Genomic DNA, 18,967 nt, shown 5'->3' with positions numbered 1-18,967 from the left:
CCAATCGGCGGCCCATACAGGGGATAAGGCATGACGATCAGACTACGCTTGATGCTGTTGATTGCGACCGGACTGCTCACGGCGCTGGTCATGAGCCTGGCCGGTTACCTGGGCAACACCCGCATGGGCGTAGCCGTGGCCGATAACGCGGTGAGCATGACGGTGCTGCGCAACCACATGGAAGCGGACATGATGCACGATGCCCTGCGCGCCGACGTGCTGTCGGCGATGCTGGTGGGACTGGGCAAGAGCACCAGCACCAAGGCCGAGGTCACCCAGTCGCTGAGAGAACATGCCGAGCACTTCCGCCAGGTGCTGGGCGATAATCTCAAGCTGCCGCTGGACGCCACCCTCAAGACCAACCTGGAAAAGCTCAAGCCCAGCCTGGACACCTATATCAGCGCGGGTGAGCGCATCGTCGCCCTGGCGTTGGACAACCCCGAAGCCGCCCGCGCCGAACTGGATACGTTCAACAGTGCGTTCAGTCACCTGGAAGAACAGATGGCCGCCTTGAGCGAGGTGATCGAAGGCAACACCGAACAGAGCGGCGCAAGCACCCGGCAAACCCTCAGCAATGCCAACCTGACCCTGGGCGTGGTGTTGATCGTCAGCCTGTTGCTGCTGCTGACGCAGGGCCGCTGGGTCATCCTCAGCATCATGGGGCCGCTGCAGACCGCGAGCCGCATTGCCGCGAGCATCGCCAGGGGCAATTTGAGCGAGCCGATCACCGAGCCTCGGCGCAAGGACGAAGCGGGCATGCTGATCAGTAGCCTGGCGACCATGCAGCGCGACTTGCGCGGCATGATCGAGGTAGTGCGCAGCAACGCCCATGAGGTCAACCACATGAGCGAGCAACTGAGCCACGGTTGCCACGAGGTTGCCAACAGCAGCCAGCAGCAAAGCGGCGCGGCCAGCACCATGGCGGCCGCTGCCAGCGAAATGACCGCCAGCATCGAGGAAATCACCCGGCATGCCGGGCGCGCCCTGGACATGGCCAACCAGGCCGAAGCCCTGGCCAAGGACGGTGGTCGAGTGATTCACCAGGTGGTCAGCGACATGGACGGCATCGCCCGCTCGGCGCAGCAATCGGCCCAGGTCATCCGTACCCTCGACAAAGAGTCCGAGGCGATCTACAGCATTATCCAGGTGATCAAGGGCATCGCCGACCAGACCAACCTGCTGGCCCTGAATGCCGCGATCGAGGCCGCTCGCGCCGGTGAACAGGGTCGTGGTTTTGCGGTGGTGGCCGATGAAGTGCGCAGCCTCGCAGGCCGCACCAGCGCCTCGACTCAGGAAATTGCCAGCATGGTAGGACGCATCCAGCAGAGTACGCGTGAGGCGGTGACCAGCATGGAGGAGGGCGTCGCCCAGGTGGACAAAGGCATGGCCGTGACCGCCGAGGTCGAACGGGCCATCCGCGAAATCCTGCAGGCCACCCTCAGCACCACCGAGCTGGTCAACGACATTTCGCGCACCATCGGCGAGCAGAGCCTGGCCAGCAATGAAATTTCCCATCAGGTCGAGATGATCGCCGGCATGTCGCAAAACAACAGCCGGGTGATCGGCGAAACCGCGTCCACTACCGACCATTTGTCCGGGCTGGCCGGCAAGTTGTCGCAATCGGTGGATCGCTTCAGCTTGTAACGCTCGCTACGCAACGCGCCGGCCCACCATGGGCCGGTTTTTTTTGCCTGGACTCGATGCTACACCGCAAAAAAAGATTGAATATTCACACCATATGTTATTTAAATAACAAAACAAGAGCGACATGACCTGCCTGGCCGTGCCGCAACAAGGTGGAATAGCAATGAGCAAGATCGCAGTCATCGGCAGCAACATGGTGGATTTGATTACCTACATCGACCGCATGCCGGCCCAGGGCGAAACCCTGGAAGCGCCGGACTTTGCCCTGGGTTGTGGTGGCAAGGGCGCCAACCAGGCGGTGGCGGCTGCCAAGCTCGGGTCGCGGGTGCTGATGGTGAGTAAGGTTGGCGACGACATGTTTGCCGACAACACCCTGGCCAATTTTCAGCGCTTTGGTATCGACACCCGTTATGTGCAGCGGGTGGCTAGCGTCTCCAGTGGTGTAGCACCGATTTTTGTGCGCGCCGATTCCCACAACAGCATTCTTATCGTCAAGGGCGCCAACGCGCATCTTGCGCCGGCGGACATTGATGCGGCGGCGGCCGAGCTACGTGAGTGCACGCTGATCGTGCTGCAACTGGAGATCCGACTGGAGACGGTGTACTACGCCATCGAATTCGCACGCCGGCACGGTATTGCAGTGCTGCTCAATCCGGCGCCGGCCCTGGCGAGCTTGAGCCCTGAGCATCTCGCGCAACTGGATTTTCTGATCCCCAACGAATCGGAGTTGGCGCTGATCACCGGGCAGGTGGTGGACTCACCGGCCGCCGCTCAAACCGCTGCACGCACCCTGGTTGCCAGCGGCATTCGCCACGTCATCGTCACGCTGGGCGAACAGGGTGCGCTGTACGTGGGCGAGGAGGGCGAGTTCCGCGTGCCGGGCCGCCAGGTTGCGGCCCGCGACACCACGGGCGCCGGTGATGCCTTTATTGGTTGCTTCATTCACCACTGGAACCGCGACGGCAATATTCAGCAGGCCATGGAGCAGGCGGTGGCGTACTCGGCATGCTCGGTCATGGCGCTGGGCACGCAGTCTTCCTATCCCGACGGCGAAGCGTTCGCGCGCTTCCAGCAACAGCCGTAACACCTTCAACCCAGCCCGGAGAACAATAATGAACAAACCTGCGCTGCAACAGACACCCGACGGTTTCTACCTGAACCGCACGCCCTGGTTCGCCTTTATCCTGCTGTGCAGCATCTTTGCACTGTGGGCCGCTGCGGCGAGCATGAACGACGTGCTGATCGCGCACTTCAAGAAAGCGTTTATGCTCAGTGATTTCCAGACCGCGTTCGTCCAGTCGGCGTTTTACCTGGGCTACTTTTTCGTGGCCATTCCGGCCGCGATGGTGGTGCGGCGCTTCAGCTACAAGAGCACGATTCTGATCGGGCTGTTGTTGTACATGCTCGGCTGCCTGCTGTTTTTTCCGGCGGCGTCCACCGCCAAGTACGGCATGTTCCTGCTGGCGCTGTTCGTGATCGCTGCGGGCCTGTCGTTTCTGGAAACCGCCTGCAACACCTACTCGACGCTGATGGGCCCACGGGAAACCGGCACGCGGCGCCTGAACATCTCGCAGACCTTCCACCCATTCGGCGCAATGGCCGGGGTGTATGTCGGCAGCTTTGTGATGTTCAAGTCCACTGACGCCACCACCGAACAGCTGACGCAGATGAGCGCCACCGAGGCGGCGGTGCAGCAGTTGCAGATGATTCAGTCCACCTTATTGCCCTACAAGTGGATGATTGCCGTGCTGGTGCTGATGTTTATTCTGGTCGCCATCACCCGTTTCCCCGCCTGCAAGGGCAATAAACCTGCCGGCAGCAAGGCGGGTAGCAGCGTGCGTCAAAGCCTCGGTCGCCTGTGGCGTAACCCGCGCTTTACCTTTGGCGTACTGGCGCAGTTTCTGTATGTGGGTGCCCAGGTCGGCGTGTGGAGTTTCACCATTCGCCTGGCCATGCAAATGGGCGGCATGAATGAGCGCAGCGCTTCATGGTTTTTGATGACCACCTTTGCCGCCTACTTTGTCGGCAAGATGATCGCCAACCTGTTGATGCGACGCCTGCACCCGGCCAAGGTCCTGGCGATCTACGGTGTGCTGTGCATCGTGCTGCTGGCCTACACCATTCTGGTGCCGAATATCTCGGCAGTGTATGCAGCGGTCGGCGTGAGTATTTTCCTCGGTCCTTGCTGGCCGACCATTTATGGCCTGACCATCGACGGCCTGGGTGAAGACACCGGCGTTGGCGGTTCACTGCTGGTGATGAGCATCGTCGGCGGCGGCGTCATCCCGATCTTCCAGGGCCTGCTGTCCGACGCCAGCGGCGGCAATATGCAACTGGCCTACAGCGTGCCGTCGCTGTGCTTTATCGTGATCGTCATCTACGCACTCAAGTGCATGCGCCAGCCAGGCCGCGAGCCGTTGACGGCAGCCGGGGCGGTGGCTTCATGAGTACCCGTATCCCGCTGTACCCCGCGCTGTTCGGCGAGCAGGAGAAAATTATCCTGCAGTCGCAGGCCTTCAAGGTCAGTGCCTGGACCTATCCGTCCGGCGTGCAGGCCCTGAGCCTGGAAAACAGCCGTGGTCGTCTGGTGCTGTTGCCTTATCAGGGGCAGATGATCTGGTCCGCCGTCTTCGACGATTGCGACCTGACCATGCCCAACCTGTTCGAGCAACCCCGACCCAGCCCGACGATCATCGATACCTACGGCTGTTTCATGTTTCACAGCGGCCTGCTGCGCAACGGCTGCCCGGCGCCGCAGGACACCCACGCGCTGCACGGCGAGATGCCCTGCGCGCCGATGGACACGGCCTGGCTGGAGCTGGGTGAAGACTGCGTGAGCCTGAACGGTTCGTACGAATACGCCAAAGGCTTTGGCGATCGCTATCGCGCATGCCCCAGCGTGACCCTGCGCGCCGATTCGGCCCTGTTCGATATCGGCATGGCGGTGACCAACCTGGCCGGCAAACCCATGGACCTGATGTACATGGCCCATATGAACTACGCCTATGTGGCGGGTGCGCGGTTCGTCGAGCCGTTGGGCATGCAACGCCAACGCCTGCGCACCAGCGTGCCGGACCACGTCAAACCGACACCGGCCTGGAGCGCCTACATGGCGCAATTGGTCGAGCATCCGGCGCAATTGGCCAGTCTCGATCAGCCATCGCTGTACGACCCGGAAGTCGTGTTTTTCTTCGACGGCGTGGGCACGGACGCCGCAGGCCAGGCGCATTTTCTGCTGGATCATCCCGACGGTGCGGCGTTTTACACCCGTTACCGCCCCGAGCAGTTCGAGCATGCCGTGCGCTGGATTCTCTACACGCCGGATCAGCAGGTGGCGGCGTTCGTGCTGCCGTCCACCTGCGAACCCGAGGGGTATAACGCCGAAAAAGCCAAGGGTAACGTGCGGGTACTGGCCACCGGCGCCAGCGCTTCGTTCAGCCTGACCACCGGCTACCTGAGTGCGCAGGAGCGGCAAACGGTGCTGGGTTAAACCAGCAATTGCGCACCGCTGGCCAAGATGGATTCTTTGTAGCTGCGCGGGATTTTCTTGTCGCTGACCACGTACTGAAAGTCTTCCAGGGTGGCGAAGTGAGCGGTGCGCACCGTGTCGAACTTGCTGAAGTCGGCAAGCAGCACCCGTTGCTGGGCTTGGCGTATGACCTTTTGCTTGACCTCGACCTCATTGAAGTTGAAGCAGGTCACGCCGAATGCCTGGCTGACGCCGGCGGCGGTCACGAAGGCCCACGTCAGGCGCACGCTGTCGAGAATGCTGCTTTCGGCACTGCTTTCGAAAACCTGGTTCTTGCGGTGAAAGGTGCCGCCGCACAAGACGATATGGCAATTGGGCTTGTTCTGCAGCTTGAGCAGCACGTTCAGCGAACTGCACACCGCAGTGAATTCCAACTGATCGGGAATGAAATCAATCACAAACGGCGAGGTGGTGCCGCAGTCGAAAAACACCGTGTCGCCAGGCTGGATCAGTTGGGCGGCGAGCTTGCCAATGCGGCGTTTTTCCTCGACGTGGCGAGTGTCTTGATCGGCCACGCGGTAATCGCCGACCTCATTGCCGACCCGGGTGATATAGCCGCCCAGCAGGCGCAGGTGCTCGGTGAAGTGAGCGAGATCGCGGCGCAGGGTCATCTCGGAAACGTCCAGCAGGGCCGCCATTTCCCGCAGGTGAATGGCGTTCTGGTCCTGCAGGGCTTGCTGGATAAGCTTGAGTCGCTCGGCTTTTCTACTGTCCACGCGTATTCCAGGGCTTGATTGATGATGTTAAATAAGCAACATTAAGTGTTACTATTGTAACGGATTATGTGAGCACTGTGACAGCGCTTCACACTTATTGGAAACATACAGGCAAGGGGCCATTAAATGAACAGTCTTCCACCCGCCGCATTGGCCAAGTACATCGATCACACATTGCTGGCTCCCGACGCCTCCGTTGATCAGATCAAGACCCTGTGCGACGAAGCGCGGGAACATGGCTTTTATTCGGTATGCGTCAATTCCGGGCAGGTGCCCTACGTGGCTTCGTGCCTGACCGATAAAAGCGTGGTGATCTGCGCGGTGGTGGGCTTCCCCCTGGGCGCCGGCCTGAGTGACACCAAGGCCTTCGAAGCCGAACGAGCCATTGCGGCCGGGGCAGGGGAGATCGACATGGTGCTCAATATCGGCTGGCTGAAGGACGGCTTGCTGGACGCCGTGCGCGACGATATTGCACAGGTGCACAAGGCGTGCGCGGCCGTGCCGTTGAAGGTCATCCTGGAAACCTGCCTGCTCAATGACGCACAGAAGGTTCAGGCATGCGAGATCTGTCGCGACCTGGGCGTGGCATTCGTCAAGACATCCACCGGGTTCAGCCGCAGCGGCGCTACCGTTGAAGACGTAGCCCTGATGCGCAAGACCGTGGGCGCCGGTATTGGGGTAAAAGCATCCGGTGGGGTGCGTGATTATCCGACGGCGGTGAAGATGATTGAGGCGGGGGCGACTCGGTTGGGTAGCAGTTCGGGGATTGCGATTGTGGGGGGAGCGGTGACGGCAGGCAGTGGCTACTGAAGAGCATTTGGTTCGCTTTGTGACTTAACTCAACTAAATAGTCATTTAGTTTAGTTATGCCTTTAATGAATTATAAGGAGGAGGGTAGCTCATCTGGTGACCTAGGGGTAGGTCATGCATGATCGCTAACGTTCATGCATGCACGCTAGCGTTCAAGAATGAGCTAGGGGTAGCTCAAATTATGGAGAATTTTGATGCAGCAGCACCTTACACCTTGGATGATCGAAAGCGCTTACCGTTATTGTGAGGCCGCGAAATACTTGCTTACTGGGTACGACATGATGGCTGTTGCCCAGGTCAATGCAGCGATCGGTATGGAGATTTTGTTGAAAAGCTTCGTCGCCCGGCCCAGCGGCAACCATGGTCAGGTCAATGAAACGTATGACTTAGACCTCAAGTTGATCAATGACGCTCATCGCGAGCTGCAGCACGCTGGCAAGATTGCTGCTGATGACAAACGCGTTGATAAGCACGATCTACTCACGCTTTTTTATGCGGTGCCTGCTGATATCCGGTCGCGACTTCGATTCGACCATGAGGAAGAATGGATTGAGCGTTACCGTAATGTTTTCACAAACGCCCGATATCCATACGAGGCCAGATCGCGCAAAGGATATAGCGACACGCTGATTCGCGTCCTGGACACCATGATCGAGAACGTTGTGCAGTGGTACCGCGAGCAAGATTGCCAGGACGTATTCATTGTCTGCTATGGAATGACGCCGGCTGATTTCCAACCCAAGGCTTCCGAGCAGGCCGATCCGTCATGAGCGTGGCTTCAAATCTGACCACCACCGGCCCCCAAACCTCCATAGTGAGGTACGCATAATGTATATTATGTTAAACGACAGGTCATGTCATAGATGTTCATGAGCTGCCCAAGCCACTGATTAGAAAAACCCGCTTCTGGCGTCCACTCTCTCAACGGGCCATGTACTTCGTGTTCATGGCAAGTCATTGAATGAGGCGCTGCAACGAGAAGCCCAACGGTTCATTGACATGGCAGAACAAGCCGGAGACCTCATTCACAACCGGCCCCTCGCCCAGCATCAGACAACCATCCTGGCAGTAAGCGCTACGATCGAACGCTGCCGGCAGCACACGGAGGATGCCGCTGATGACACTGTCTAGGGCACGGGAGAGCCTCGAAGGTTTCATTAACCGGGAGCAAGCGATTTTTCAGTCATTACCGATTACGACTCCGTGGGAGTCAACGCTGTGGTCGGTCGAGCATTGGCTGCCGCAGCGCTTAAAGCAACAGACCATCACCTTTGAAACTCACCGGCAATCGCTTGAAAGTATGGCTATTCTGTTCCTCCTAAAGCTGCCCTCCCCTTGGATTTCCAGGATTTTTGCAAGGCCTTAATCGTATATCTGCAGCGCACCCGGAGCCTGAGGTTTTCGATGGTCACGGCCTACAATATTGCCGTCCGGCGGCTGTATAACACCTTGTTTGAACGCGGCGTATCCGACCCCCACACAGTTGACGCGAGGCGATTTTGACCGCGTCGTAGGATTTCTCCGCGAAAGTGGCTACAAGAACCTCTACGACGCGATCTCTCATCTTCAAGTAATAGCGGATACGATTGATAATCTGCAATTAACCGAGATCGCCATCCAAGCCAATGGCGTGTTTGCGGCAACCGCAGGCGCAGGTCAGTTCGTGTTCGGGCAGTTCGTGGATGACTTCGATGCGCGGCAGATCGGCAGCAGCGGCTTACGCTTGCCACGGCGCTTGGCGAGGGCGACAACCTCTTCTTCAGCGAGCTTCGACGACGCTTTCGGCTTTTGAACAGGGCCAATTGTGGCGTCGCTGGATCGGCTGTTTGCTCGGACTTACGTCCGAACAAGCGCTGGCGTAGCAGCGCATTTTCTTCTTCCAGATGACAATGCGGCCCTTGCTCGTTTCGCGCTCAAGCAACATCTGCTCAAGCAATTGTTTGAGCAGCGCAGGGTCGTCAGGAAGATCTTTGGGCAGCGGAATCATGCCCTGGATTATACCGAATCAGGCCACGAATCGCGGCGTCAAAACCTGATGGGGACGGTTACGCCAGAGATCAAAACCGTCGAGCAGCCAGTTTAGCTCCTGAACGGTAAGGACAATCGCTTCGTCCGTCACATCGGGCGATGTTTTGAAACGCTCGGACTCTAGGCGCTTAAGCCAAAGACAGAAGCCGTTACGCTCCCAGTACAAAATCTTCACCCGGTTGCGTGGCTTGTTGAGGAAGACGAAAAGCGCGGGGTCGAAGACCGCGACCTTGATGTCCAGTTCGACCAAGGCCGCTAAACCGTCGATGGACTTTCGGAAGTTGACGGGCTTGGGGTACAGATACACTTTTTCGACTTTTGCGTCGGGACGCATCATGGCTAATGGGCTCCAGAAAGAAATCGGGAGCACAGCATCCGGGATCACGCGGCGGCTTTGAATATGGGGTTCATGGAGCGCTTACGAACGAATCAAGAGAAAAATCTACATCACTCGGCAAGATGCTCAAGCGGATGTATTCGATTACATCGAGATGTTTTACAACCCAAAACGACGTCATGGTTTCAACGATCAGGTGTCACCGGTAGAGTTTGAAAAGCGCAACACCGCGAGCTTGAAGAGTGTCTAGAAAATCAGGGGCGATTCACCACGCGAGGTTCATCAGTTGCATAAAGCATCTTAAGCCCTGCATCAGCCGGGCTTGAGATACTAAAATCAATCCTTACAAGGCAGCTGTTTTGACAACTGATTCAAAAGCAGTCCCATGTCGTCACTCACTTCAAGCAATTTAGCTCTTGAAAGCAACTCTCTTAAGTGTTCGGTATTGATACGGAGGTGACCAAGACACATAGCCATCAGGAACTCAAGCGCCCCCTCACCTTGCGCCTCAGCTGATCCTTCAATTACCGAAATCAGAAAGTCCATCATCTTCAGACTAAAATCATCACTAACTGAGTAGTTCAACTCTGATGCCGTAGCCGCCCTGAGAAGACATGCTTGAATTACTCCATCATTGTATCTATCGAAGCACGCCGGGCTTATAACTGTTGAATGATAGATGCTAGCCAAACCTGCGCCATTAGGCTTTATCCTCATATCATGCAAAATCGCTTGAATCGTCCAATATACATCAGCCTGAGTAGATGTCGTATGATCTATTTCCAAGCCTGACCAGAAGGCAAACGTATCCCTCAACTTAAGAACTTCACCTGAAGGCGAAGGCAAGAATAGATCATCTGAGTCAAATTCATTCTGCTCGAATTTCCCAAGGCGCACTTTAAGAGCGTCGGATAATTCAACTGGATCTTCGGATAAATCATCGCTAATTTCCCTCAGAAAATCACACTCCGCGTCCCACGACGTTCTCGTACTTCCGATGACACGAGGCATATGACATTCGCTCAGTACGATCAGGGTACGCCCGCCTAACTCTAAGTCCTTACGGAGTTGCTCGTATGCATCCTTGCTAGGAATTTTTGAGAATCCAACCAAATAAAGTATAGAGGATTGATCACTGATACAGCGCAGCTTCCTGGAAGCGTCGAGCAATTTTCTACCAGATGTGATTGCCCCAGCAATTACTACCACTGATGAAGAACCTTTAAGCAGATCCTCGTCAACTTCAGACATGCTCTGCCAGACAACTCCAGGTTCACCAACAATCTTCTTGACCTCTTCCATCAAAGAAATTGAGCCAGGATCATCAAGCGCAATTATCTTTTCAGCATCTCTAGAGATATACTTTTTAACTGATCGATGGAGCTTTTCCGAAAACCCCTTGGGCATTCCTTTCAAGTAATTCTCAACATCGATAAAAAAGTGCTCCCTTGATTCAGCACCCAGATCGGAAGCCACACGCCATTGCAAAAGGTTTTTTGCAGCGAACTCCTCAAAGAACTTCCGTCGATCAGCTGTAAAATCTGTCTTCTTGATTACTACTTGACCATGACTAGGCGTCTCGGGCAAAAATTGATCGCCCGCGATCTTGATGACTTTACTTCCCTTCAAGCAATCAGAACAGTCTTCAGGAGCAAAAGATTTTATGCTTTCAGAGACCAAGCAAGCCACATCAAAAATACCGTATTGAGCGGGCTTCAACTTACTATAGAAAAGTGTGATAACCTGCTCCGCGGTGAAATTATTTTTCTTAAGAATCTCTGCAGCAAGCCCGCCGCTTGTGGTTGCAGAGATAATCACCAAACTGCTTGCTGCCTCCACAAAGTCGAAGCTTTTCTTAAGCGCAGTGTAAGATTCAAAACTCTCAATTAATGGCAACCGTTCGCTGTAGCGACCGGACATCAAAGCAGCAACACTCACCAAATAAGAAATCGACGACGTATCAACATAGATCCGATCAGGAGCCTCAGAAAAGTAAGGAAGTAAAGATATAGCAAGGAATGCTACCTCTTCACCAGCCACTAACAAATTCGAAGCTCGTATGAATCCGCTGCAGTGATCACCTGAAGGTTTCGAGAAATGGAAGCTTGACGAGGATGTGATAAGCCCTTGTCTGCGCTCGAAAATATCAAGCATACCCTGACAGATCATCGCGTCGCGAAGGCCCTTTTCGATTTTTAAATCGTTTTTGGCACGTGTTATTACTCCACAACTGTCGTATAACAGAGGAACAAGTCGTTCATCTACATCCCCTACGAATGATTCAAATTCCTCTTTAAATGAATCATTACTGAAGAGACTTACAAAATCATCTCTATGGCCGGTCGGCCCTATCAAATAAACACGATCCGGAAGCAAATTATTTTCGACATCTGCTTTTATTGACTTAACGACCTCATCTGAAGACACAGTCGTATTACAGCAAATCACGAGAGCAGGCCTTACGGACTCATGTTGGAAACGAAACGCAAAGCCGGCACTCATTGCTTAGGCTCCAGAGGAATTAAGAATGTTATTGCTACACCAGAAACCCAACCTAATTGAGTGAGGGATTCATTGGCAGGAAGCCCGGTAACCCAATCGGAAAAGTCACACGAATCGCCTGGAGCATAAGGTTGAGCAATAAAATTCCTATATAGAGAGAGACGCCCACTCCTAACTTTCATGAAACCGTTGAGTTTAGTTAAGCGATCCATGACGACGGGAAGGCCAAGACCCTTGTTATCCTTACCGGATGAAGTCTGACGCGCGCTGAAACATTTCTTGATGATCGAATACTCGTAACCGAGATCATCCTCAGGGGCCGACTCGTTCTTGTCAGCACACCAGCGTTCAAAAAACCCAAGCCCAGAATCAATAATGCTTATTTCGATGAATCTGGTTTTTTCAACCTCATCTACTCGATGCGTTTGCAAATAGGTTGAAAGTCCGCGTTCTCGCTGGGTGCGTTTTTCAAGTGCTTTATCAAAAAGACTTATTCCATTGCTATAAATTACACGTTGCCCAGGCCTCAGCCATACGTCCCGACTATGACCTCTTGAGCCATGCTCATGCGTATTCAAAAACAGCTCGAAAAATATACGACCAAGATGCTGCATGTCATCACTTGATAGCTTTTGCGCAGCACCAAGAACACCAATGGATTTCTCCACCATTGATTTTATTATATTTTCTATCTGAGAAATCTGCCTGGGAATAGCTCCCCCTTCGGAAGATTGTGTGTAAAAGTTCTTATCGAAACCTTTCGAGCTGTGGTCGACAAAAGAAAACCAACATAGTGCACCTCTTTGCTGGCCATGTTTGTTTCCTGCTTGACTCTCAATAGCACCCCTCGCAGCAATATTCACATCCTTGCGGATGTCTGCCCCTGTACTCGAGAGCACTATCTTCTTCGCCAGCATCGCCGCATTAAACTTGTGCGGGCGATTCACTACTTCATCCTTATATTCTTGAGCTTCTTCGGAGTTCCCTCCGAGAACTATTTCTCGGGAACTAGACAACCGCCCCCACGTATTAATCGCTTGAATTGCAGCGGCCACCCCACCAAACAGGGCATTATTAAACTCAGAGGGAAGATAGAGCGCCTCACTTGGGCTGGCTTCCTCCAAGCCATTTACAAATGCCTCACAACTATCAATTGTAAGATCCGTAGGAAAATTTATCACCGTCTAATCCTTACATTTATTGGGTGGCCTTTCGTACAAATTATATATACAACGCATCATAAAATGTAAAACTTACCGCCTAGAGTGTTTAATAACTTAGGCTAGCTCCTGTTAGCCTCATCGGGCTGCGAAGGAATACTAAAATACACCATTCAAGCTAGTAGAAGCCAAGCAGACAGCGAAGAAATGTTGATCCGCTAAACGTCGTGGGGGGATCGAGTAGGCTCACCAGATGGCGGGGCAAACAAATTCAACACCTTAGCTGTCTCTAGCCCTCGCTGTCTTACCCAATCAAACTTAGATAGCCGCATAGCCACGTACCATCACGCTCAGTCGGTTCAGGAGATCCCTACTACCAAAGGCAGTAGCTCATCACAGTACAGCCATACAGAGACACGCTCTCAGCGCCTCCGAAGCTGCCAGATTGAATCGCCCCGGATTTTCTAGACACCTTGCTAGCTCATTATCAGTGGTCATATGCGACTTCATTGACCAGTCAACGACCTGACGAGAAAACAGATCCAGCACCACAGTCAGATAGAGGGTCATTCAGGCGCAAACCGAAGCCGCTTCGCGGCAAGGCTTAATTCGGGTGTTAGCAAGTGCTTTTGGTCACGAGCAGCCCTCCGCGGAGCGCTACTTCGGGTCCAAAGGGTCGCTTGTTGCTATTGCTGCCTGCTAAATCAGAGCAAATTCCGCAAGATGTCATACCCCACATACAGCAGCATCGATCCGAAAAACACACCCGTGATGACTGTCAGTCTTTTCACAGGACGCTGGCTGGATGAGAGCTGCGCAGCTAGGTCCGCATTCTGCTGGGTCAGCAGCGCGACCAGTGCGGTTTGCTCGCCCGTGGCCGCTGCCGAGAGCTGTTGCACAAAGCGTTGGTTTTCAGCCGACACGGCCTCGACCTGCGTCGACAGCTGGGTGAATAAACCTGCCACGTCCGTGCCCAGGGTAGTGACTTGCGCCGCCAAGGCCGAGTTTATCCTCTTGCTGAATTCCAGGTTCAACGCAATTTCTTTCAAGACCTTTTCCACCACCTCGGCGTGCTCGATCTTGGCTGCTTGGTCTTCACACCGGAGGGCTTCCAGCCCTGCCAGGAGGATTTCCTGCGAAGCTTGCTGCTGCTGGGCGATGCGAACGCCGACGCCAACGATCGCTGCCTCGAAATCAGTGACACTTGAGCTATGCGATGACGACAACTGGCGCGACACTTCAGCGGCCGAGCTTTCGATGTGCGGACGCAGCGCTTCGATCGACCGCGCCAGCTCCCCCTGCTGCCGGGTCGCCCCAGCGAGCACTTCGAGCAGCACGGCCTCAGTCGAGCGCACGCTAGATGTGTGGACGGCCGTAGATTGCTCGAGCAAGGCCTCAACTGCACGAGCGTCACTCGCGCTTTGGTCGGTGATGTGTTTCTGCAGCTTGGTGAGCAACGAAGGGACGTCTTCTTCGCGAATTTTGCGCAACGCCTGCAGCAACGACTTCGTGGCTTTTTCCCCATCGTCCGCGGAGGCGCCCAAGGTGTCGTTGATCTCGGTGATAGAATCTCGTGTGTCCGCAAGGTCTCCACTCAGTGCCTTGATCGAGGTTTCGAGTGGGCTGAGCGGCTCCTTCAGGATCTTAACCATCAACTCGGCAAGGGTCTTTTCTTTGTTTTGAATCTCTGTAGCTGTACTCATTTTTCAGGCCCGGCCATCTTGGCTTAGTCTCATCAGTTCTACCCGCTGGTTGCTCAACTGCGTACAGGCCAGCAGTTGCAGTAACGCGTCACAATCATCTTGCTCACTCATCGCCAAGCTCATCCGCTGGCTGAGTTCGGCAAGGTATTCCTCGTCGAGCAAGTCAACGAAGCGTTTGCACCGATCGAGGTCTTGTTGCGAGGTTTGGGCAATGCGCTTCAACTCGCCGTGCTTGAGGGCGATCTCGTGCTCGACTCGCTCGCGCTGCTTGATCAGAAGCATCTGCTCGTGCCGCTGCAGTTCGAGGCTGGCTTCGAGCGCCTTCATGTCACGTTTGAACTCTTGGTCAAGCGCGGTCAATGCCCCGAGCCAATGTCTTTTCCACAAGCGGACCAATTCGTGCCGGGCTTCGCTGCCTGCGCTGTGAACCTTCCTCAAGTCTTTTTGATAGTTTGGTGGAAATAGATAGGTATCGAAGGTGTAGGCCGCGAGTGTGTAGCGAATTGAACTGAACGCGTCGTCGATAATATCCTCAATCACCCGCAAGCCAGGCTCATTCACGAGCCTGCGCACGCCTTCCCAATACGCGCACGACTTCGACAATCGGGGATTGCCCTTGACCTCCAGGCGCATCCCCTTGAGTAGCCTGTAATAGTCATTAACCAACGTCCTGAGCGTCTGGCAGTCAGACTTGATCGCACCCTCCTTGGGAGGATAGCTACCGGAGACAATGAACACTGGGCTCGAGGCAGCGTGCTCGATCAACTCCATGCCATCTACCAATGTATTGGTATGCAAGTCTTGTAATGCCGTCCCCAACTTATCCTGCGCTTTCTTGATCGCTGCGGTCCAGATGGCGATCTCGCTCAAAAGCGTGGTGTTTTTGCTTTCCAGCCGCTCAATGGTCAGCTGAACCGCCTCGGTCTTCTTCTTCTGGATATACCCGACGCCCAAGTGACTATCGAGCGTACTACGCAGGCGGCCAACCGGACTTGTGGACTGCGAGATCTGATCCAGCAACTCGCTGCGCAGTCCGGCAATCAACGGAGCGATCCGGGCATGCAGTTCCGGCTCACTATTTTGCATGCTCATCCAACTGGTGCCGAACTCCAGTGGAAAATACAGGTGCTCATCCTGGGCCTGGTCGCTCAGACGACCAAAAAGCTCGATTTGCTGGATGAGACGGCGCCGAGACTTCGAAGCATCGAACTTCGCATCCTTGCGAGCAGCGTCTTTGATCGACTGTGCGAAGTACGAATAGGTTGTGACAATGCGAAAACGGTGCGGCATGGCCTGCCAGTCTTCGATTCCAGGCAGCGTCAGCGCCTCAGGCCGCAGGAAGCCCAGATCATCGCCCCGGCCAACCAGCAACACCAGGTCAGCGAAGGGCAGATAAGTCTTCGCCATATGGTTCACATGTGCCTGCTCTGCAGCGTTGGCAGGGTTGTCGCCTGGCAGGTCCAGAATACGGATGCTCGGCCCCTCGGCGGCCCGGCTGGCAAAGAATGACGATGGGATATGCACCACACAGGGCGAATCGGCAACCAGTCGCCCGGCCTCCATGTCTTCCCTGAGCCGGCCAAGCGCCCGGGTAACGTCGGCTTCAGCCTCAAACCAGCGCGTTTTCGAGCGCAGAGTCAGTCCCCAGCGGCCGTTGGCTGAGCGGCAATACTCCATGGCGGTGGCCGTCGCCGACTTGCCCACCTCGCGCCCGCCACGCATGATCTGCGAGATCCTCCCCAACTGGGCCGGGTCGATGCCCATCAGGTCGAGCAGCAGCGTGGTCTTGCCGACCTGGGTCTTGCCGAATATGACCACGTAGGGCTCGGCCACTTCCTCCTTGAGCTTCAGCTTTTCCTGGACGTCCTTGCTCAACGTCTTGATCAACCGCGCATAGGCACGAAACGCCCAGTCCGACTGATGTGCCTGCAGAGCGTGCCAATGGTCCATGACGGCTTGCTTGGCCATGTCAGACACCACGGTCAGAGATGAACAGTTGCAAGCCAGAAGCCGACGAGTCCAACTCGTAGCGCAAGTCACTGGTGATCGAGGTGACATCGGCGATGGCTTTGGCAAGCCGGTCCTTGCGCATCAGCAGTTCGTCCATGCGGTAGCGGGCACGCAGCCTCGTGCAGACGCGCGCGCGCGCCACGGCCATGGTCTCATCGAAGGACGTGCGAAGATTTTCAACATGGTGGTCATGGACGGTGCCGAGCATGACCCTCGCCTGGGCGCTTGCTGCTTTCTCGATGCTGCGAATCCGTGTTACCGCCACGCCTGTCAGATACGCAGCCGCGACGACTGCGGTGGCCGCCACTGCAGCAGGGTGCAGCGTGAGCGGCATCGGAAGCTTGGTCTCCGATCCTGAATCGCCTGCATCAGCCGCATCCCCCGCATCCGCGCCAGCCGTCTTGCCGAAGAGCGCGCCCAGTATGTCGGAGTCTCCATCGCTGACCACGTCTACCGCCAACACGGTGGCGAGCGAACGAATAGCAGTCTTGCCAAGCTCGACGCCTGTCCTGAGGTTCTCGACACTCGCTGAGACGGCATTGGCGCCAGACGTGCTGTCGATGGGTACGAAGTCCTGCTTGACGCCAACGACCTCAGGCACAGCGAAGAGAAGCCGGGTGTATTCTAGCGACATCGCAGGGATCAGTTCGGCACTGGCACCCACCTGTTTGCTGACATCCTGATTAGCCTGCCAGTCCTCCCGGTGGCCATTGCCCAGAAGGATGCTGATATCACTGAGCGCTTCAGGGGTTAGCTTCTCGAAACGAACGGGTTGACCCGATGCGTGCACAAAGCCCATCTCGATCAGTTTATGGGATTTCGCCTGTGGCAACCGCGCGGGAGAGCCCTCCCCCGATTTCTCTAAGGGCACTCGCTCAAGTTTGCTCGCCGTTAACGACGATACGCCTTGCGAGTACTTGTGAAAAAACGCCGGCGCCGCTTCTCGCCAAGATCCCTGGACCAGATCCTGCATCTTCATTCTGGTCTGGCTGGTGGTATCGAAGGCATTCGACAACCAGTTGCCGAAGCCCTCGTGATCGGCAATGAGCCGAGCACTCATTGAATCGGACGCTTTGGAAAAGGCCTCCCCAGCCAGCTCGCTCACAAGCTGATGATGCTGGCTCCGAAGCTCCGCTGCTGCCTCATCGAACCGGCCCAAAACCTCTTCCAGCACTTCAGCACCATCAATCCCACTTGCCTTGTCACTCGTGAAATAGAGTCGCGCCTTGCTGCGGATAGCATTCAACACCCGTGTCAAATCCTTACCCACAATTTCAGAGAGATGACTCATCTGGAAGTGGCGATCCGATTCCCCAGTGAAGTTGAGGTCGTCTATGGCGCGACGCAGGTGGGGCATCCACTGTTCAATGTACTCGACGTCGTCGGTGCCGCTCAGAATGATGTTTCTTTCGGCCAGATCGGGCGCCACTTGGAACGTCGCTTGGGCGCTTGAGCGCAGATCGGCCTGCCGCTTGGGATCGTTGCGATGGGGCTCGGTCTTGGAGACCACGATGTACGGCTTACAGCCTTTGAGCTCGTTCTCGAGCATGTCCCGGACGATCTCGAGCTGCTGCTGATTGGCCATGCGCGTCTCGTCGGTCACGATGATGCAGCCACCTGCCGCGATCATCGCCTGGCGCATCAGCTCTTGCCAGGCGCGGTTGTCGCGCTCCTGCTTCTCGTACCCCGGAAGCAGCAACCACGCCTGGTTATCGCGCTTGAAGTAGCGGCGAGGCACTTTCAGGACCGGCAGCAGATCCTCGGCATTGGGGTCGCAGATGGCGCGCTGGAACTCCGGAACATCCACCTCGAAGTCATCCAGCCTGTAGCCCTGCGATGCCGCGTCCGGAACCAGCCTGCGAACGTATCCCTGCGCGCGCTCGAGGCCCTCTATCTCAAGGATGAGTACCGGCATTTTCTCGCCACGGCCCTCATTGCTCTGCAGCCACCTCGGCCCATCACCGCGCAGGTCATAGATGCTCGCCATCAGCGTCGTCTTGCCCGCGCCCTGAGAGCCGCCCATCACAACGATCCAGGTATTTCCCAGTACCTCGGCGAGTAGCAGGCGGCGCATCACCTCAAGCAGTTTCTCGTCGATTTCCTCGTTACCAAGGTCGGTGCAGGCACCGCGTAGACGACGCAGTGCCTTGTTCAGATCGGTCAGCAGGAGCGCAGGTGATTCCATCGCCATTGTTTCTTCCTCGGTTCATCTTTGAAGTTAGACGCCAGACCCTTGCGGCGGACATACGTCTGCCGCAAGGGTATCGGCGGACTCGCGAGAAGCTTGACTGGCAGAAGCTCCGAATCATAAAGGTTTGAGCTTGTACATTACGCAGGTCTGGTTCAACGCATCGTTCTCATCAGGCACCCATAAATCTGCTCAGGGAGAGCACCATCACAATACTGGCTATTCGCCTCATGGCGCGGCAGAATTCTACAGCTTGCTCTGCTCAAGTAGTCAACCACCGTCATTCGCACAAAGACACATTGGCATTGCGAGCGCAGGCAAGTCGGACTGCACAAGCCTT

General features: G+C 55.7%; 15 protein-coding genes and 2 pseudogenes. 8 read left to right on the top strand and 9 right to left on the bottom strand.

Translation table 11 applies throughout. The features are described 5' to 3' along the window. Positions 1–30: 30 nt before the first annotated feature. From LUB09_RS23975 to LUB09_RS00605, 5 genes and pseudogenes are all read left to right on the top strand, one after another. Positions 31–786 (top strand): annotated as a pseudogene (locus tag LUB09_RS23975) (MCP four helix bundle domain-containing protein); the annotation flags it as partial. Next, positions 781–1,644 carry a methyl-accepting chemotaxis protein gene (locus LUB09_RS23970; protein WP_373460621.1) on the top strand — a complete coding sequence of 288 codons (864 nt, stop codon included), beginning with the start codon at positions 781–783 and terminating at the stop codon, positions 1,642–1,644. The pseudogene LUB09_RS23975 and the gene LUB09_RS23970, both read left to right, overlap by 6 nt. Positions 1,645–1,807: 163 nt before the next feature. Further along, complete coding sequence (rbsK, locus tag LUB09_RS00615) at positions 1,808–2,728, top strand: ribokinase (RefSeq protein ID WP_231421275.1); 921 nt, start codon at positions 1,808–1,810, stop codon at positions 2,726–2,728. A 28-nt stretch (positions 2,729–2,756) separates the two neighbouring features. Further along, entirely contained in the window at positions 2,757–4,091 is a 1,335-nt protein-coding gene (gene fucP, locus LUB09_RS00610) for an L-fucose:H+ symporter permease (RefSeq protein ID WP_231421274.1), read from the top strand. Continuing rightward, positions 4,088–5,134, top strand: coding sequence for an aldose 1-epimerase family protein (locus tag LUB09_RS00605; protein ID WP_231421273.1), 1,047 nt, complete (start codon positions 4,088–4,090; stop codon positions 5,132–5,134). The genes fucP and LUB09_RS00605 overlap by 4 nt, the downstream gene beginning before the upstream one ends. Here LUB09_RS00605 and deoR read toward each other — a convergent pair. Continuing rightward, positions 5,131–5,889 carry a DNA-binding transcriptional repressor DeoR gene (deoR, locus tag LUB09_RS00600; RefSeq protein WP_231421272.1) on the bottom strand — a complete coding sequence of 253 codons (759 nt, stop codon included), beginning with the start codon at positions 5,887–5,889 and terminating at the stop codon, positions 5,131–5,133. The two genes, LUB09_RS00605 and deoR, sit on opposite strands and share 4 nt — an antisense overlap. A gap of 126 nt (positions 5,890–6,015) precedes the next feature. Here deoR and deoC point away from each other — a divergent pair, with 126 nt between their 5' ends. After that, positions 6,016–6,699, top strand: a complete 684-nt coding sequence (gene deoC, locus LUB09_RS00595; RefSeq protein WP_231421271.1) for a deoxyribose-phosphate aldolase — start codon at positions 6,016–6,018, stop codon at positions 6,697–6,699. 194 nt (positions 6,700–6,893) lie between these two features. Beyond that, the gene (locus LUB09_RS00590) at positions 6,894–7,469 is read left to right on the top strand and encodes a hypothetical protein (protein WP_231421270.1); all 576 of its coding nucleotides are present in this window, start codon (positions 6,894–6,896) and stop codon (positions 7,467–7,469) included. A 645-nt stretch (positions 7,470–8,114) separates the two neighbouring features. On the opposite strand, the gene LUB09_RS23965 is transcribed toward LUB09_RS00590, so the two are convergent. Genes LUB09_RS23965 through tnpB form a run of 3 tightly spaced genes read right to left on the bottom strand, consistent with a single transcriptional unit; the run spans position 8,115 to position 9,064 of the window. After that, positions 8,115–8,549 carry a hypothetical protein gene (locus LUB09_RS23965; RefSeq protein ID WP_442964083.1) on the bottom strand — a complete coding sequence of 145 codons (435 nt, stop codon included), beginning with the start codon at positions 8,547–8,549 and terminating at the stop codon, positions 8,115–8,117. Beyond that, positions 8,459–8,686: a hypothetical protein gene (locus LUB09_RS23960; protein ID WP_442964088.1), complete on the bottom strand. Its 228-nt coding sequence runs from the start codon at positions 8,684–8,686 to the stop codon at positions 8,459–8,461. Before LUB09_RS23960 ends, LUB09_RS23965 begins: the two co-directional genes overlap by 91 nt. An 18-nt stretch (positions 8,687–8,704) precedes the next feature. After that, positions 8,705–9,064 carry an IS66 family insertion sequence element accessory protein TnpB gene (gene tnpB / locus LUB09_RS00580; RefSeq protein WP_231421269.1) on the bottom strand — a complete coding sequence of 120 codons (360 nt, stop codon included), beginning with the start codon at positions 9,062–9,064 and terminating at the stop codon, positions 8,705–8,707. A gap of 85 nt (positions 9,065–9,149) precedes the next feature. On the opposite strand from tnpB, the pseudogene LUB09_RS00575 reads away from it, so the two are divergent. Then, positions 9,150–9,314, top strand: a pseudogene (locus LUB09_RS00575) (IS3 family transposase); the annotation flags it as partial. Positions 9,315–9,400: 86 nt separating this feature from the next. Here the strand turns inward: LUB09_RS00575 and LUB09_RS00570 are convergent. From LUB09_RS00570 to LUB09_RS00550, 5 genes are all read right to left on the bottom strand, one after another. Then, entirely contained in the window at positions 9,401–11,566 is a 2,166-nt protein-coding gene (locus tag LUB09_RS00570) for a hypothetical protein (protein WP_231421268.1), read from the bottom strand. Continuing rightward, positions 11,563–12,747 carry a hypothetical protein gene (locus LUB09_RS00565; RefSeq protein WP_159957525.1) on the bottom strand — a complete coding sequence of 395 codons (1,185 nt, stop codon included), beginning with the start codon at positions 12,745–12,747 and terminating at the stop codon, positions 11,563–11,565. The genes LUB09_RS00570 and LUB09_RS00565 overlap by 4 nt, the downstream gene beginning before the upstream one ends. A gap of 683 nt (positions 12,748–13,430) precedes the next feature. After that, positions 13,431–14,429, bottom strand: a complete 999-nt coding sequence (locus tag LUB09_RS00560; protein ID WP_231421267.1) for a hypothetical protein — start codon at positions 14,427–14,429, stop codon at positions 13,431–13,433. 3 nt (positions 14,430–14,432) lie between these two features. Further along, on the bottom strand, positions 14,433–16,397 hold the full coding sequence (locus LUB09_RS00555; RefSeq protein WP_231421266.1) for a hypothetical protein: 1,965 nt from the start codon (positions 16,395–16,397) through the stop codon (positions 14,433–14,435). 1 nt (position 16,398) lies between these two features. Then, positions 16,399–18,630: a sugar kinase gene (locus LUB09_RS00550; RefSeq protein ID WP_231421265.1), complete on the bottom strand. Its 2,232-nt coding sequence runs from the start codon at positions 18,628–18,630 to the stop codon at positions 16,399–16,401. Between the last annotated feature and the right edge of the window lie 337 nt (positions 18,631–18,967).

Origin of the sequence: Pseudomonas sp. Leaf59, assembly GCF_920984685.1 — a bacterium.
Taxonomy (GTDB): Bacteria; Pseudomonadota; Gammaproteobacteria; order Pseudomonadales; family Pseudomonadaceae; genus Aquipseudomonas.
Note: the sequence above shows the minus strand (reverse complement) of the source record. Positions and strands in the feature narration are given on the sequence as shown.